The sequence below is a fragment of the Pseudarthrobacter sp. R1 genome (assembly GCF_024494415.1).
In the GTDB taxonomy this organism is placed as follows: domain Bacteria; phylum Actinomycetota; class Actinomycetes; order Actinomycetales; family Micrococcaceae; genus Arthrobacter.
Map to the genome: position 1 here is coordinate 1,164,443 of NZ_JAMKFI010000008.1, position 15,906 is coordinate 1,180,348.

Consider the following 15,906-nt stretch of genomic DNA (forward strand, 5'->3'; position numbering starts at 1 on the left):
CTCCTGTGGACGCTCGGGGACATAACTATGTATAGATCATACCCTGATGATTCGAATGGAGGCGATAGACGAGTCAGAAACGAGCCAAAAGACGAATACCGGGACAGTCGAATTGCATCGACTGTCCCGGCACGGAGCGAATAGACCCGCCGGCACTACCCCCGGGACTTCATCTCTACGGCCATGGCCCGGTCGAAAACCCCGTCGGCCAGGACCTCCCAGCTGGGCAGCGAGGCCAGGTACGTGTAAAAGGCGGCGTGCACCTTGACCGTGGCCAGCGACCGCAGATCCTCCTCGGTCACGTCCTGCTCGGCGAACACGCGCGAGCCCTCGTCGCTGATCTGGCCGTTGATCCTGCGGGCGGCGTCGGTGTAGGCATCGGAACGGACCTGGCTGATGTAGGTCTTTGACCCGTCGGCGCTGCGCAGCTCGCCGTCCCCGCCGACTGAGAAGTGCTCGCGGTCCCGCTGCATCTCCACCAGCGCGGTCTTGTACGCCTCACCAATCTCAAGGTCCAGGGCCTTGACCTTCGCCGAGCCGTCGAGATTGGTCAGCATCTCCTTGCTGACCGTGCCCTCGGCGTAGACCAGGCGCTTGTGGTCCTTCTGCGTCGCCTGGTGGGCAGCCACGGTCGCGGCCACCTCCACGTCCTCCAGGAACTCCTCGTCGTTGCCCAGCATCATGGCCTCGTAGTCGTCCGGGTCCACGACCACCGGGGCGTTGGGATCGCCACTCTCGTCGGTGAAAACCATCCGCGTGATGACCTCCATGACCTCGTCCGAGTAGACGTCCGGGTCGAGGCGCTCGATGTCGATGTCCTTGTAGTCGTACGTCTCCTGGTAGAGCGTCTTGGCGTCGGCCGCCCTGACCGCCTGGGCCATGCGCTTGTCGAGCATCTTGACGAAGTCCGGCTGGTTCATGCGCACGTCGAACTCCATCGCGGAGCTGAGCGTGGGGATCGTCTGCAGCGAGTACTCGTGCCCCGGGTGGGTGATCGTGTTGCCGAGCAGCTTGAATGACATCGGCAGGATCGTCTCGTTGCGGTTCCAGACCGGCGCGTCGCCGGCGCGCAGCACGATCGAGTTGCGCGGCGAGAGGAAGGCAAAATCGTTGTACTTGATCAGCGGCTCCTCCTCCGTCGACCAGGTGCGCGAAATCGCTCCGTCCGTCTTCCCGCCGACCACCTTGTCCAGGTTCTGCGTGATCTGCTTCGAGCTGGCGTGGGTACGGTGAGTCTTGCCGCTCATCTTCTCCAGCGTCTCAATCATCGAGTCGTCGGTCGACTTGAGGAAGACGATGTTGCTCGTGTTTCCCTGCACAATCTTGTCGACCGACTCGCCGTAGACGTCGCGCAGCTGCTGCAGCGTCTGCAGGATAAGCGTGAACTGCTGCTCCTGGCCGAGGCCGATGGAGAGCATGGTCTCGAAGCCGGCGATGCCATTACCGTCGGACTGCAGGTTGCCGAGCTCGTCGAGCATGAACCGGGTGCGGTAGAGCGGCTTCTGGTTCGACTTGGTCATGTACGACTGGTCAAACGAGACGTCCACCAGCTGCTTGACCAGGATCAGGATCAGCTTGGCGTACTTCATCAGGTGCGGGGGAGTGACGAGAAAGACCGCCTTGGGCGACTCCGAGTACCGCGCCATCGTCTGCGTGATCGCGCGCGCCCGGACCTCGACCTCCTCAGGGTGCCCTCCGCCGGAGAAGTCCAGCTTGCGGCTCGGAAAGGTCGTGTCGCCGGGCTGGAACGAGAGTATCTTCCCGTCGCGGGTGCCACCCTCCCGCACTGGTCGCAGCTCGCGCAGCACGCCGTTCTTCACGATCTTTTTGCCGGTGACCGGCTCGACCACGAAGTGCCGGCCGTTGAGGGAGAGCTGGTAGCTCTTGCGGAAGTGGAAGTAGAAAGTGCGCACGAGCATGCCGCTCTGCGGGTTCTTCAGCTCCAGCTTCAGCCAGGCCTCGTCGCCGGGGAAGATTCCCTTGAAGTTATAGCGCGCCCAGCCCACGCGGCCGACGATCTCCGAGTGCTCGAAGTCCTTGCCAAGGTTCTGGGTGAACATCGGGTCCGCGTACGCCGACCAGCTCGCCATCTGCCCGAGCAGGTGGTCGCGCTTCATGAAGTTCGGCGAGAACCGCACGCCCAGCCGCCGCGGGAAGGACAGGCCCGCCAGGTCAGTGTTCTGGCTCGGCTTGCCCGAGGTCAGGGTCGAGATCGTCGGGTCGGTGAAGAAGCTCATGCCCGTGATCGCGATGCCGTAGACCGAGGACATCATCTTCTCCGCACCGGCCATGGCGACCAAGGCGTTGTGGGCGTTGCCGACGAGCGTGCGCATCGAGTTGCGCGGCAGGGCCTGGGTGGCGTTGAAGTAGAGCGTGAGCAGGTCCTGCTCGGCCTTGCCCTCCCATAGGAAGTCCTTCTCGGCGACCTTGGCCTGCTCCTCGGCCAGGGCGTCCTCGTCCTCTTCGAACTCGCCGTTCTTGATGCGCTTCTCCAGCTCGGCAGCGGGGTTCTTCCACTTCTTCGAGGTCAGCTGCACGAAGAGCTGGTAGCAGTTGTACAGCGTGACCTTTCCCCACATGTCGTCCAGCCGCTGCTCCAGCGTGCCCGGGTCCATGCCGGTGGCTGCTGCGTACTCGCGCAGCTCACGCTCCTCCTCGAGGTAGTAGTCGATGAGACCGTAGGCGGCCCGTTTGAAGGCGTTGTTCGCCGCGTTCGGCCAGACCGGGTCCTCACCGCCGTCCAGCGGGAAGAAAACCTCGCCGATGTTCTCGATGTACAGCGCGCACTTGGTCGAGTCGCCCTCGCGGGCGGCGTCGGCGGCCATGCCCAGCGGGTTGTAGATGTCGGTCTTCATCGCGTTGATCAGGTTGAACTGCACCGGCTCGAAGCCGCGCGTGACCAGCGGGATGTAATTCTTGACGAGCAGCTCGCCCTTGGGGTCGTTGATGACCATGTTCGAGGGCTTCTTCTCCCGCGACCACATGTCGATCATCGGCTCGATGTAGGTCTGACCCTTGCCCGCCCTGGTGATGGCCAGCACCATCGTGTTCACGGGAGCAGTGTCGACGATGTAGGCACCGGCAGGGCGCTGGACTTCGTACGCCGGGAACTCCCAGTCATCGGTGATCAGGTCCGACACCGTACGGTAGGGCCCGAGCTTGTCACGGTTCGCGCCCTGGAGCTTCCCAGGGTCCTTCGCCTCTTTGGCCTTGCGCTGGCTCTCCTCGGTGGGCGGGTTGTACGGGATGACCGTTGCGTCATACTTCCGGCGCAGCCGCTTGTCCCGGGGCAGGCCCGAGGCGTCAAAGAGCGCCTCGCCGAACTCCTCGTCGATCAGCGGCAGGGTCTCGACCAGCGGCTCGCCGTCGTCGCCGTCCATGACCTCACCCTTGTAGTAGACGATGTTGCCGTCCTGGTCAATCACGTCGGAATCTGCGCGCCGGGAGACCTTGACCGTGCCCAGCCCCTTCTTGCTGAGCATCATGTGACTGATCATGGAGCTGACCTGCACCTCCGAGTGCGCACCGGCGTCCGGGAACCAGTCGTAGTTCTGCTGGACCTCCTCCGGCAGCGCGATGTGCTGGTCGTTGCGGTGGTCGTTGATGTCCGTGTGGTCGACCGTCGCGTTGTGCTTGGCGACCTGGCGTCCGGTCCAGGTGGAGATCACGATCATGACCAGCGCGCCCGATCCCAGCGTCAGGAAGAGCTTGAACACGGTGACGGACCCCAGCTGCCCGCCGACGTTCGTCGCCGTGGGCGTGGCCCCCTGGTCAGCCTTCGGGGCGTCCTGGGCGGCGCTGCCTGCGTGGGTCCACCACGCTGGCACCGGGACGTCCCTGAGATCCGGGTAGCACTTCGAGCCGATCTCGGGGTTACCCTTCTCGTTGACGGCGCGGTAGCACGTCATCGGGGCCCCGCCCTGGCCTGTCGTAGTGTCCTCCACGTAGTACGAGTCCGGCTTTCCGCTGCTGTTTCCGCCCAGGCCACCGCCCATCGTCGCCCCGAGCGTGAGCACTGCCGTAGCAATGACCGAGTACAGCACCCACGCCACGATCGCGACCAGCAGGCCAGCGACGCCGGCGAGCACGAGGCCCGACGTGTTCGACTTCTTGCTCAGCCGCTCGCCGCGGTCCAGCTGCTGGTCTTCATAGATGTCCCGGTTCGTCAGCGTCTCCTCCGGCCGACGCGCCGAGATCTTCTCCCAGCCGCTGGCCTCGGGCCGTGCCGCCCTGCGCTTGCTGCCTGCCATGATTCTCCCTGCCTGTTTCCGCGTGTGTCTGTGTGTCCTGCGCCTGTTGTGATCCGGAAGACGCCGACGGCGCACGGGGTGCGAGCCCCATGCGCCGTCAGACCCCCGTCGATCTCCGAGTCGGATCAGCCGCCCATGGCCGCCCCGCCGATGAAGCCGGCGAGGCCGCCGAGCACGGGCAGCGCGACGATCAGGGCGATGAGCATCTTGTTGTAGCGGCTCTGGATCTCCGAAGCCCTTGCCAGCTCGCTGGCGTAGGACTCCTTGTCCGCAGCCATTTCCTCCAGCCGCGCCTCGTAACGGCGCTTGACCGAGTCCTCGACAACCTCCATCTGCTGCAGCAGGTCCGTGTTGCGCTGCGTGGCCGAGTCGGTCTTCTCCTTCTCGAGGGACAGGCTGTGCTGCCATTCCGTCTCGCGGGCCTGCATCTGGGTGATCGCGTCCTTGCGGTTGCGGTCGAGCTCGTCCTCCATCCGGCGGATGCGGTCGGCGTGCTCGTTGCGGATCGACTCCAGCAGCGCCTCCTGCTCGCGGCGCAGGACGCCGATCTCGTCGGTGGTGCGCTGGTGCTCTGCCAGAGCCTCGGCCTGGGCGATGTCCGCCTTGCGGTTGTCGTCGACGATCCGCTGGATCTCGGCCTTCCACTGCCCCAGACGCTGCTCCTCGGCCTCGAGGTAGGCCTTCTGCTTCTCGGCCAGGACCTCGAAGATCCGCGTAGTGCCGACCTGCATCTTCAGGGCGGCGTCGGAGCGGCGCACGCGCAGGATCTCCTGGCGGTCGTGCGAGTAGGAGTTCTCGAGCACCCGCTCGATCTCGGCGACGGCGTCGGCCTGCTCGCGCTCCATGCGGGAGCGGTTGCGCTCCTTGTACTGGATCTCCGCCTGGAGGGCGGCCTGCTCGGCAAGCTTCTTCGCCTGGGCCTCGTAGTCCTGGACGATCTCGGCCTTGCGGGTGCGGATCCGCTGTTCCTTCTCGGACTCCCGCTCGCGGTGCGCCGCCTCGGTGCCGTCCTTGAGTGCCTTGTAGCGCGAGCCCTCGCGGTCGGTGGCCACGTCACGGATGACCTGCTCGACGTGGGCCGACATGAGGTTCACGTACAGCGTGCGCAGTTCGTCCTCGTGCGCCCACCGCAGCTGGGCAAGGTCGGCGTTCGCCTGCCGGTTGAGCTGGGCGACCTGGTCGCCGAGCCATTCGGTCGCACCCTGCGGCACCTCGATCTGCACGACCGGCGCGCCGATGGCGAAGGTCGCATTGAACTCGTCCAGGCGCACGTCGAGGTCCAGGTCCTCGGAGAGGAAGCGGCGGGCGATGACCTCGCGCACCTGCTCCTGGTTCTCCAGCAGGACGGCTTCCTCCTCGGCCGGGGCGTACGCCGTATCGTCGGCGGTCACGGGACCGGACTCCTCGTCGAACTCCTCGAAGCCGGCCGTGCCGTCGAAGCCGGGCTCCGGCTCCACCGCAACCGGGGCCGCGTCCTCGTCTCCGAAGTCGACGGCTTCGTCGTCGAACACGGGCTCATCGCCCGCAGCGTCGAAAACCGGCTCGTCACCGGCACCCTCGTCCCCACCGGAGATCGAGTCGAAGATCGGGTCACCCTCGTCGGCGGTATCCACGGCAGCAACAGTGTCCGCGTCCGCCGCGGGACGGGTCCCGGGCTCGTCGGTGGTGACGCCGCTGTGCTCGCGCCAGGCCTGCGCTCCGACAGCCTCCTCGAGGCTCAGCGTGCCGGAAGCGACCTCCTGGGCCTGCTTGAACGTGGCCTCGGCGACCAGGTCCACCAGCAGCTCGCCGCTGGGCTTCTGCCAGACGACGGCCCAGGAGTACTCCGCGCCAGCCAGGAGCGAGTACTCCTCCATGCGCGCAAGCGTCTCCGTGTTGGGGATGATGCCGAAGACCTCTTCGCCCAACATCTCTGCCGTGGCGACGGTCTTGATCTGGTCGGAGTCAATGAGCTCGATGAGCGAGCCCTTCGCCTCGTCGCGGCCGTGCCGCTTGCTCAGCCCGCCGATGGACTCGGCGGCCAGCACGAGCATGACCCACGCCGTGCCGCTGGGGAAGACGAACTTCGCGTTCGTCCGCAGCAGTTCGACTGCTGCGGGGATCGCCGTCTCCCTGACCACGGACGACAGCAGCTCGTCAGGCTTCTTCTTCCGATCCTTGTTCCGGCTTCCCGCAGCCGTGCCCAGAATGCCCATTGGTGTCGATCCCTTCGATGATGAAACGCAGTTCGCCTGGTATATGAGTATCCTATCGCTCAGGAGTCAATAGGTGCAATGATAGACAATTCGACACGACGCCGAATGGCCCACAATGGCCGCTGGCTCAGATCAGCGCACGGGGCTCACCTCGATGCACGCATCGGAGGTGAGCATGTCCTTGTGGTCGCTCGCCAGCTCGCCGACGACGTCGATCCGGATCCGCCGCTCAGAGGGATGCTCGTTGATGAACGTCGCCACTCCGGTGGTGACCTCGTCGGTCATCTTCGCCACCGCGCCACGGGCACCGCCGGCATTGGAGTCGGTGTCGCCCTTGTCGTCAATGAGGTACTGCAGGACCCTCTGGTCGATGTCCACCCGCACGTTGTGCTTGATGAGGACCTCCTGCACCATGTGGCGCAGCTTGTTGCGCACGATCTTGCGCTGCGTGTCCTCAGAGAGCGGCTGGAACGGGACGATGGCGTCGATACGGCCCAACAGCTCGGGCGGGAAGCGGTTATCCGCCGAGGTCTCGGTGATCGAGCGGCGGATGAGCTTGTCGTACTTCAGCAGCTGCTCGCCCGAGCCCGTGTCGTCGGCCGCGTACTGCGCGATGGTCTTGTAAATCTCCGAGCCTGCGTTCGTCGTCATGACGATATAGGTGTTCAGGAAGCTGACCTCGCGGTTGTTGTCGTCGGAGAGCCGGCCGTCGTCGAGCACCTGCAGCAGCAGGCGGGTGACCATCGCCGAGGCCTTTTCGACCTCGTCGAACAGCAGTACGGCGTGCGAGAGGTCCCAGACCCGCTTCGTCAGCTCGGAGCGGAACAGGTCCATCGAGGAGTCCTGGGCGTACTCGGACATGTCGAAGCGGATCAGGTGGCGCTGGTCGTCACCGAAGAGCAGCCGTGCCAGCTGCTTGGCAAGCTCGGTCTTACCCACGCCGGTCGACCCCGTGAACAGCAGCGAGGCCTCCGGCCGGCCCTTGTCGTTCAGGTCCGCGACCGACAGCTGCAGCCGCCGCGCGACCGCACGCGTGGCCAGGTCCTGGCTGAACACCTTCGAGTCCAGCTGCTCCTTGATCTTCGCGCCGTCGACCTTGAAGGCAACGTTGACGCCCAGGGACTCCTGGAGCACGTCCGAGAGCAGATCGCGGTCCAGCGCCCGCTTGGTGAGGCGGTGCCAGCCAACCATGCTGTCCAGCACCAGGATCGACTTGCGCGGCTGCGAGCTCGCCGGCATGTAGCGCTCGGTGTACTCATAGATCTGCCGGTAGATGTGATCGTCGTAGAACTGGTCGGCGACGTCGTAGTGCTCGGCCATGCCCTGCAGAATCCGGATCGTCGTCTCCTGGTCCGGCGGCGTCAGGTTGATGCGCTGCAGCCGTTCAACCAGCGGCTGATTCGGCGCAATGTGCCTGTGGAACTCGTCATAGGTCGTCGCGGCGATGATTCGGATGCCGCGTGCCCCGGAGGCCGCCAGCACCGGCTTGATCGCCTCAACCGCAGCGTCGGAAAGCTGGATGATCTGGTGGAACTCGTCGATGAACAGGACCAGCTCCTGCTTCTCGTACGCCACGAAGTGCTCGGCCTCGTCGAAGAAGCCCTTGAGCATGGCGGCCATGCGGTCCGAGTCGCCGGCCTCGGAGATCATCCGGGACGGATCGACCTCGAGATAGAGCCGCTCGGCATCAGCGGCCATCGTGGCCTGGACGAGAGCGGTCTTACCCGTACCTGCCTCGGCCAGGAGCAGGGCGTTGCACAGCTCCGGCCTGCTCATCGAGGCCAGCAGCTGGAGCTTCTCGTGCTCGCGGCCGACGATCTCGCGCTCGGCCCTCTTCAGCGGGTCCGACAGCTTCGACAGGAGCGGATAGCCCTCATTCAGGTGCACTTCATGGAACATGCCGTGGAAGACCTCTCGCCAAGACTTGAATTCATCTGATAGATCAGTCAAAAGTCTATCATGGCACCATTCGGCTCGACTGCAATAGGACAGTGAAAGGCCCCCGGACTCATATCCGGGGGCCTCTTGGCCATTCACTCCGTAGGGGTGCTGTCACAGCCCCTGCTGGCGGTCCTCCTGGGACGAAGCCCCATCCTGCTCGAACTGGTAGTCGTACCGCTCGCTCAGCGGCCTGCTGGACTCCCGGTCGCGCCGTGCCCGCTCGTTCGCCTCCCGCTGCTGACGCATCGAGGCACCCACGCGGTCGACCAGTGCGCGCCCGGCCTCGGCCCACATGTCCTTGCCCTCGTCCGGGGCCGTGATCTCGTCCAGGCCCAGCTCCAGCAGGCTCGTTCCGCTCAGTGGGCTGGGATCGTTCGTCGCCATAGCCTTCTCCTCCTCCGTGCCTGTCTCAGGCCCCGCGCTGCTGCTCGGTGCCCTCGGGCCCGCCCTGGCCCTCGAACTGATAGTCGTACCTCTCGCTGACCGGCTTCCGTCCCTGCGGCGAGGTGCCCGGCAGCTGCTCCTGAGCACCACGGTCGACAACCGAACCCATCCGCCCGACCAGGTCCGCCCCGGCAGCGGAGCCCTGGGGGGCCTTCTGTCCGCCATGTCCGTCCAGCTCCGTGTGCAGCCCGCGGGCTGCACCCACGGCAGCTCCCCTGACGGCGCTGGCGGCGACGCCCCTGGTCGATGCACCGGACTGCTGGGCACGTTGGGCGTGGGCCGCGGCATCCTGCATGGCCTCGGTGCCGAGCCGCCTGGCTCCCTCGCGGAGGCCTGCGGACTGCACGGCCTGTCCGACCTTCGACCCGGCGGCCCGCTGGGTGAGCGGGACCTTCACTGGACCCTGAACCGTGCCGCCGGCATGGGCCTGCTTCGCCTGGGGCTGCTCCTGCCGGGACGATTCCGGCTTCGGCGCATCCGCTGAAGTGATCATCCCCGGTGCCGGCTCAGCCTGCGGGCGCGGCCGCCGCTCGACCACGTTGGGGTTGAACCTCGAGCCCGGCTGGCCGGGAGCGGGGGAGGAGGGCACGCTGTATCGGGGACCCCGCACCGAGCCGAGGCCCGCCTGCGAGCTCGGGCCCCGCTGCTCTCCGGTATCGGGGGTGGCCCCGCGGATCGCCACCAGCTGCTCGGGCGTGTACGACGTCGGGCGCTGGCCGTGCTCCGGTCGGCCCTGGGAACCTTTACTGAGATCTGCCATGATGATTCGTTCCTCTCTATGCGAAAGGCCCCCGGAGAGGTCTCTCCGGGGGCCTTTCAATGAGTTCTGCTGAGCCGTGGATCGGTGTCAGCCGACCGCGGGGGCCTCGGCCTCGACGACCTGTTCGGCCTGGGCGGTCTGCTCCGGACCGGCCTGGCTCTGCTTGGCAGCCGCCTGGGCCTCCTTGGCCGCCTTCATGGAGGCGAACTGGTTGTCCAGGGTCTTGGCGTCGACCTTGAAGTCGCTGGCCTCCACGGACTTGGTGTTGACCACCAGACCGGTGCCGCGCGAGGCCGGCATCACGTTGCCCTTGAAGCCGTAGACGGTGCCGACCTTCTCGCCGTCCTTGTTGAGCAGCGGCTCCGTATTCGGGCCCGCGGCCTTGACGATCTCCTCCAGCTGGCCCACCGAGTAGGGGGCGGTGTTGGCGAAGCGCTCCTTGCCGTCCGGGCCCTTCACGCGCTCGGACTTCAGGTGCAGGTTGCTCTGCTCCGGTCCGCGCGAGTCGCGGGCGTCGACCTGGATGTCGGCGTAGTGCGACTTGCCGTCCTTGGTCGCGCCGTTGTCATAGACCTTGGCGATGAGGTTGACCCCGGTCATTGCGCCCTTGCCCTTGAGAAGTGCCATGATCTCGTCCTTTCGTCGTTCCGTCCGCCACTCGGCAGAACGGCCTTGATCATTCACGTCGTCCGAGCAAAGCCCCGAAGTGCAGTGCCGAACTGCTCTATACACTAATACTCCTATAGAGCATTCCGCAATCATTCGAATGGTCTTTCGACTCGTGTCCCTACTCGTTCTGGATGCCGTCGGACCGGCCTGCCGGCTCCGGCTCGGGGCCGGGGAGGACCCCGGCACCAGCCACCGCGGCGTCGACCCGCTGCTGGACACGCACCACCAGGCCGGCGTCGAGCGAGGAGGCCTTCGAACGGCGCATCCGGGCCGCCTGTTCCTGCTCTTCGCGCAGCGCCGCGATCCTCGAACGCAGAACTGGCCGCGTGGAGCCGTCCTCCACCGGAACCAGTTCCCGCGAGACCCGGGTCATCGCGGCGATGTCGTCGACAGGGAGGTCGGCGATCGCCTCGGACTGGCCTGACTGGTCGAGGTACTCCATGGCCGCCAGCAGCAGCCGGCGGCGTTCGGCCGCGGCTGCGGTGAACTCCCGCCGGGCCCGCTCGCCGATCTCGACATCGGCCACGAAGTCGTAGCCCAGGTGATGCAGGTCCAGTGCCTTGACCTCGTCGAAGGGGTGCACCGTCCCGGTCTCGATCGACAGCTGGGTGGAGACCTCCGGATCCCCGCCGGCGACGGCGCTGCGCTGGTCAGCAGGACCGGCGACGAGCACCAGCCCCGAGTCGGCCAGGTCGGTGCGCAGCTCCTGGAGCCGTTCGTCGTAGACCTGCTTCATCGTCTCGATGCGCGCGTCCAGCACCGCCCGTCCGGCCTTGCCCGCGGTCAGGTGCCGTCCGCCGGGCTGGCGGTAGATCTCGCGGCCCATCTCCTCGGCCTGGTCGGCGTCCTTCATCCGCTGCAGCGAGGCGTCCTGGCGCAGCGCCATCAGCGAGAGCAGGCGCTGGCCGTACGCGGCGACCTCCTGCTGCTGGGCGTACCACTGGCTGGCGTCGCCGACAAACGGCAGGAAGTGCTGGTACTTGCTCATCACCCGCCGGTGCCAGTCCTCTTCGTAGCGGTAGAAGTCGTAGAGCGGCCGGGAGTCCTCTACGGCCACTTCGGCCTTCTCGGCACGCTCCCATTGCCGGGCCAGGTCGCTGTAGGCACTGGCCTTGGACTTGTGATGCTGCAGGCGGGAGGCATAGCTGCGCAGCCGGAAGCCGAAAGAGACGACATCGTCCTCCGAGCTGCCGTGCTGCTGCTGGCGCTCTGCGGCCAGGGCGGCCATCTCGGCGTAGTCCATACCCATCACCTCAAGCATCGGTGTACGCACCCGCAGCTCCTCCTCGGGCAGGGCGCGCAGCATCTGGTAGACCCCGTTGACCGCCCGCTCGGTGATCTGGTTGCGGCCCGCGTCGACCAGGCGCTGCCACGCGTCGGTGCGCAGGCCCTCGGCCTCGCGGCGCTGATTGGCGTACTCCACGACCCTCTCCATTGCCGCCGGCAGCGGACAGCCCGGCCGCTCCAGCTGCTCGGCCACCAGCTCGGAGACCAGACGGTTGGCTTTGCGCATCCGCAGATCGTTGGTTCCGGCGCGCCACAGCGAGCGGTCGGCGGGCAGGCAGGCCAGCAGGAACTGGGGGAGGGCCTCTGAGCGCATGCGCTCGTGTGCCCAGCGCTTGATGAAGGTCGTCACGTTCCTGCGTTCGTAACCGACGGCGCTGGACAGGTGCGCGACGGCCTGCTTCTCGTCCAGCCAGGCGTCCACGCCGCGCCGCAACCGGGACTTGTGCCGGTCCAGAAGCTTGCCCCGCTGGGTGCCGTCCTTGGCCAGGTGGCCGTGTCCGGCGTCGACCATCGCCAGGTGGCAGTGGACGTGCTCGGTGTCGACCTGGATCACGCCGACGTAGCGCAGGTCGTCGAAACCGCTCGTGCCCGAGCTCATCCGCTCCAGCCCGTGCATGATCGCCAGCCGCAGCTTCATCTGGTCGATGTGGCCGCGGTAGTCCCCGCGGCCTTCGCAGTGAAAGTCCTCGCCGACGATGCGGTGCCGTTTCAGGTATTCCTCATCGAAGGAGAGCACGGTCTTCAGCACCGTCTTGCCGCTCTCGAAGTGTTTCTGGATGTCCCGGGACGCAGCCCGCAGCTGCTCGTCGGAGAGCGACACTGAGCCGTAGCCGAAGGCCACGCCGCCATCGCCCTGGGCCTGGCGCATTGTCGTCTTGGCCTCGACCCTGCTCGTCCCTGCGCGCTCGACCGCGCTCTCGCGGGCCATGTAGCGCAGGATGAAGTCGTCCGTGCGCAGCCGCTGGATCGGCGCGAGCGACTCAGTCGCCTGCTCGCGCGCCATGTACCGGGTGACGTAGTCGCCGGGGGTGCCGCCCCGGGACCCCTTGCCGCCGGGCAGCGGCACACTGAACTCGTTGACGATGACCACTGACTGCTTCAGGCCCATCCCGCCTCATCCCTCCGTCGTGTGAATGCACAGAACCCCGGCCGCTGTCCTCCAGCGACCGGGGCCCGTCCTGACTGCTCTGCCCGCCTCGGCCTCAGTGGCCCAGACCGTGCCCGTCTTCCTCGCCGAAGTCGAGGTCGGCGGCGCGGCGGGAGGCCTCGCGCTTGCGCTCCTCGAGCGTCGGCGCGGGCACCTCCTGCCCGGTGGCCTCCTCATCCAGACCAAAGTCCAGATCGTGGGTCGCGCCGGCATCCGGCTCCGCGTCCGCAGGGGCGGCAGCATCCTCCGGTCCGTCCAGGTGCAGGGCCGGGGCCACACGCTGGTGGTACAGGTGCTCGGGCGTGCCCTCAGTGCGCTCCAGCTCAGCCTGATACTGCTCGCGCTCCGCGGTGATCTCGGCCTCGACCGCCAGCAACTGCGCGGTGACGCCCTCGGCAGCCGGCCGCTGCGCCTCCGGCCGCTGGAGGTTCTCCGCCTGCGCGACCAAGTCGAGCTCGTCCTCGTTGAACAGCGAGTTGATCGCGTCGGAGCGGGCCCGCAGGCCCCGCTGGTCGACGACGGACTCAACCGGACCATGACCACCCTTGGAGCGATCAGCGAAGTAGGCCGCCAGGTCGTACTCGGTGGAGGCCAGGTCGATCTCGAGATCGGCGATGCGGTGCACGTTCATGAAGACCACGGGGGCATCGGCCTGGTCCCCGGACGGGGTGAGCACGAGGGCATCCGCCCTGGCGGGCAGCTCCCACTCGATCCCCGTGAGCTGGTCGGGCACAGTGAACGAAGGGCTGAAGTAGCCCTTGGCCGCCAGTGCGACCAGCTGCTCGTCGTCGAACTCGTAGAAGGCGTCGACCTTCTCGCCCTGGCCGTGCGAGTAGGTCACCTGGGTGATCCCGTACGGAAGCGGCTCGGCGGGAGTGATCGAGCGCAGCTCGCCCACGACGTGCAGGTAGGGCCGGTAGTTCTCCTCCTTGCCGCGGTGCTTGAGCTCGACAGAGTCGACCAGCACCCCGATCTGGGCATCGAGGCCGTCGTAGCGGGGCGCCTGCACGCCACGCTCCCGCAGGGCCCGGTCGGCCCACACGTCATTCATCATCAGTCCAGCAGTGCGCATCAGTTGCTCCTCTTCCGGTTGGTCTTCTTGCTCGGGTGGGTGGTCCTGGGGGCGGAGGTGGCCGGGGCCAGCGCCGGGGTGCGGGCGTCGCGTACAGCCCGGATCCGGCGGGTGGACCAGCGCCACATCCCGCGCATCGCGGCGATCTCCGCGGCGGCCAGCAACAGGACCACAAACAGCAGCGGGGCGATCCACATCGCGACGGTCCCGGCCATGGTCAGGTCGCCGCTTGCTGCGCCCGACTGCCGGTGCAGCCACGCGCCGAGCATCGGGATCACGACCATCGCAGTCATTGAGGCCAGCACGTAGTCGGCGATGAGCACGACCGAGCGGAAGAACACCGCCCAGATCAGCACCGGCGATCCGCCGGAGCCCTTCCCGGGGGCCAGGCGGCGCAGCGCGCCGGCCAGCTTCGAAGGGCCACGCCCGGGCTTCGGCTTGGCCGCGGCCTTCTCGACGGGGACTGCAGTGGCAGCCTCCACCCGGGCTTCGTGCTCGGTCGCGCTGCCGGTCTTGTCCAGAGTCTGGATCGTCATTCGTCTCGTCCTTCGTTGTTGTCGTGTCGTGTCTGTGCGGGTGTCCCGCCGGTCAGCCGCTGTGGCTGGGTCCGGGGCTGGCGGTCTCGGCCGGTGAAGCAGAGGCAGGCGGCCTCTGCGCGACAAGCTGGTCCCGCGTCCGGCCCGAGGCCCGGTACGCTTCGAACGAGGCGACCGTGCCGTCCTGTCCGGTGGCGAAGGTGAAGACCACGTACTCACTTTTGGCCGTGGACTTGCCGTCGGCGGAGACCGGGTCCAGGCGCGCCACTCCGATGTAGGAGTAGTCCAGGCCCTTCACCGCGGCAACGTCGACGTCGAAGTCGGCCAGCTGGTACGCCGTCCCCGCGCCCTTTCCGGCACCGGTCGCTGCCATCCATTCCGGGATGAACTCGGTGAGGATCCGGGACGAGGTCCCGAGAAACGCGTACCGGGCATCGAGGGCGGCCTGCGTCTCCTTGACGGTCCGCGAGGCAGCCGAGGAATCCGTCAGGCTCAGCAGCACCGAGCGCGCTGCGGCCCGGTCCCGGTCGGCCCGCTCGGCATCCATCCCCGGCAGGGCAGCCAGCAACCGGGCGTGCTTGGTCTCAAGTGCCGACTGCGCGTCCTCCTGCTTGCCCTGGAGCTGGACGATGAGCTGGTCGGCCTTGGCGTCGGCGTCCGCCGAACCGTCGGCCAGCAGTGCCAGGGCCAGAGAGAGCAGCGACAGCGCCAGCAGCGTTCCGGTGCTGCAGACCAGGACCTTCCCGGCCCTCGCGCGCACCCAGTCCTTCACGTCCTCGATCACGGTGCCTTCACCTCCTGCCGCAGGGCCTCGCCCGTGGTCGTCGTTCCGGTCTGGACCCCGGAGAAGCTCTTGCGGGTCATGTCGTAGTCAGCCCGGGCCCAGGCCAGTACCGCCCGGGCCTGCCCGGCCGCCGGGCGGGTCTGCACCGCCAACCAGGTGACCCGGATCGTGCCGTCCACCTCGACCGAGTAAGGGCGCTGGGCGACCCACTTAAAGCCGGAGTCGAAGCTCATCGGAATCTCGTTGCCCGCGGCGACGTCCTTGTCGGAGGCCAGCAGGTACCAGGGTTGGAGCGTGGCCTGCCCGACGTCGGGGGCGAAGTGCGGGGTGAGGTTCCGGCGCGTCGGCTCGGCGGCAGCCTGGTCCAGCGTCCCGCCCGAGTCCGCCACCGAGGGTGTCAGGTGGCGGTACTCGTTCTGCAACCGGGCGATCTGTTCCGCAGCTCCCTGTGCGGTGACCAGGGCGCGGTCAGCGTCCTTGGCCTCCGGGAGGGCGTCGGTGCGCACCTCGGCGGTGCGGATCTGCTCGCGAAGGGAGACGATCTGCTGAGCCTTGTCGTGGCTTACGGTGGCCTCGCCACCAGAGAGACCTGCGCCGGCCAGGAAGCAGAGCAGCGCAGCTGCCCCCATGCACACCCCGCCGATGGCCGCCCGGCGGCTCATCAGTGCACCCGGGACATTTCCGTCCCCAGTGGGGTCGGCGTCGCCCGGTGCCGCACCGGCGTCAGGCGCGGCCACGAAGCGGGTCTTGCGGACAGGCTTGTCAGCCTGCACACCCGACTCGCCGATCTTTGTCGATGCCATTGCCCCTCAACTCGCTCT

Annotated in this window: 11 protein-coding genes; all 11 read right to left on the reverse strand. The window is 67.2% G+C overall.

Features of this window, described 5'->3' with window-relative positions; all coding sequences use genetic code 11:
- Positions 1–155: 155 nt before the first annotated feature.
- The 11 genes from M8J71_RS16380 to M8J71_RS16430 all read right to left on the reverse strand — a co-directional run bounded on the left by M8J71_RS16380 (position 156) and on the right by M8J71_RS16430 (position 15,888).
- A complete protein-coding gene (locus M8J71_RS16380; protein ID WP_256248824.1) occupies positions 156–4,325 on the reverse strand; it encodes a type IV secretory system conjugative DNA transfer family protein in 4,170 nt (1,389 codons plus the stop codon).
- 50 nt (positions 4,326–4,375) lie between these two features.
- A complete protein-coding gene (locus M8J71_RS16385; protein WP_256248825.1) occupies positions 4,376–6,445 on the reverse strand; it encodes a hypothetical protein in 2,070 nt (689 codons plus the stop codon).
- A gap of 132 nt (positions 6,446–6,577) precedes the next feature.
- Positions 6,578–8,395 (reverse strand): AAA family ATPase, encoded by a 1,818-nt coding sequence (locus tag M8J71_RS16390; protein ID WP_256248826.1) that lies wholly within the window; start codon positions 8,393–8,395, stop codon positions 6,578–6,580.
- 102 nt (positions 8,396–8,497) lie between these two features.
- Entirely contained in the window at positions 8,498–8,770 is a 273-nt protein-coding gene (locus tag M8J71_RS16395; protein ID WP_071416490.1) for a hypothetical protein, read from the reverse strand.
- A 25-nt stretch (positions 8,771–8,795) separates the two neighbouring features.
- Complete coding sequence (locus M8J71_RS16400; protein ID WP_256248827.1) at positions 8,796–9,590, reverse strand: hypothetical protein; 795 nt, start codon at positions 9,588–9,590, stop codon at positions 8,796–8,798.
- 87 nt (positions 9,591–9,677) lie between these two features.
- Positions 9,678–10,217, reverse strand: coding sequence for a hypothetical protein (locus tag M8J71_RS16405; RefSeq protein ID WP_071416492.1), 540 nt, complete (start codon positions 10,215–10,217; stop codon positions 9,678–9,680).
- 160 nt (positions 10,218–10,377) lie between these two features.
- Positions 10,378–12,636, reverse strand: a complete 2,259-nt coding sequence (gene mobL, locus M8J71_RS16410; protein ID WP_256248828.1) for a relaxase MobL — start codon at positions 12,634–12,636, stop codon at positions 10,378–10,380.
- Between the two features lie 112 nt (positions 12,637–12,748).
- A complete protein-coding gene (locus tag M8J71_RS16415; RefSeq protein WP_256248829.1) occupies positions 12,749–13,765 on the reverse strand; it encodes a hypothetical protein in 1,017 nt (338 codons plus the stop codon).
- Positions 13,765–14,301 (reverse strand): hypothetical protein, encoded by a 537-nt coding sequence (locus M8J71_RS16420; RefSeq protein ID WP_256248830.1) that lies wholly within the window; start codon positions 14,299–14,301, stop codon positions 13,765–13,767. The genes M8J71_RS16415 and M8J71_RS16420 overlap by 1 nt, the downstream gene beginning before the upstream one ends.
- Before the next feature lie 52 nt (positions 14,302–14,353).
- Complete coding sequence (locus M8J71_RS16425) at positions 14,354–15,085, reverse strand: hypothetical protein (protein WP_256248831.1); 732 nt, start codon at positions 15,083–15,085, stop codon at positions 14,354–14,356.
- Complete coding sequence (locus M8J71_RS16430; protein ID WP_256248832.1) at positions 15,082–15,888, reverse strand: hypothetical protein; 807 nt, start codon at positions 15,886–15,888, stop codon at positions 15,082–15,084. Before M8J71_RS16430 ends, M8J71_RS16425 begins: the two co-directional genes overlap by 4 nt.
- Between the last annotated feature and the right edge of the window lie 18 nt (positions 15,889–15,906).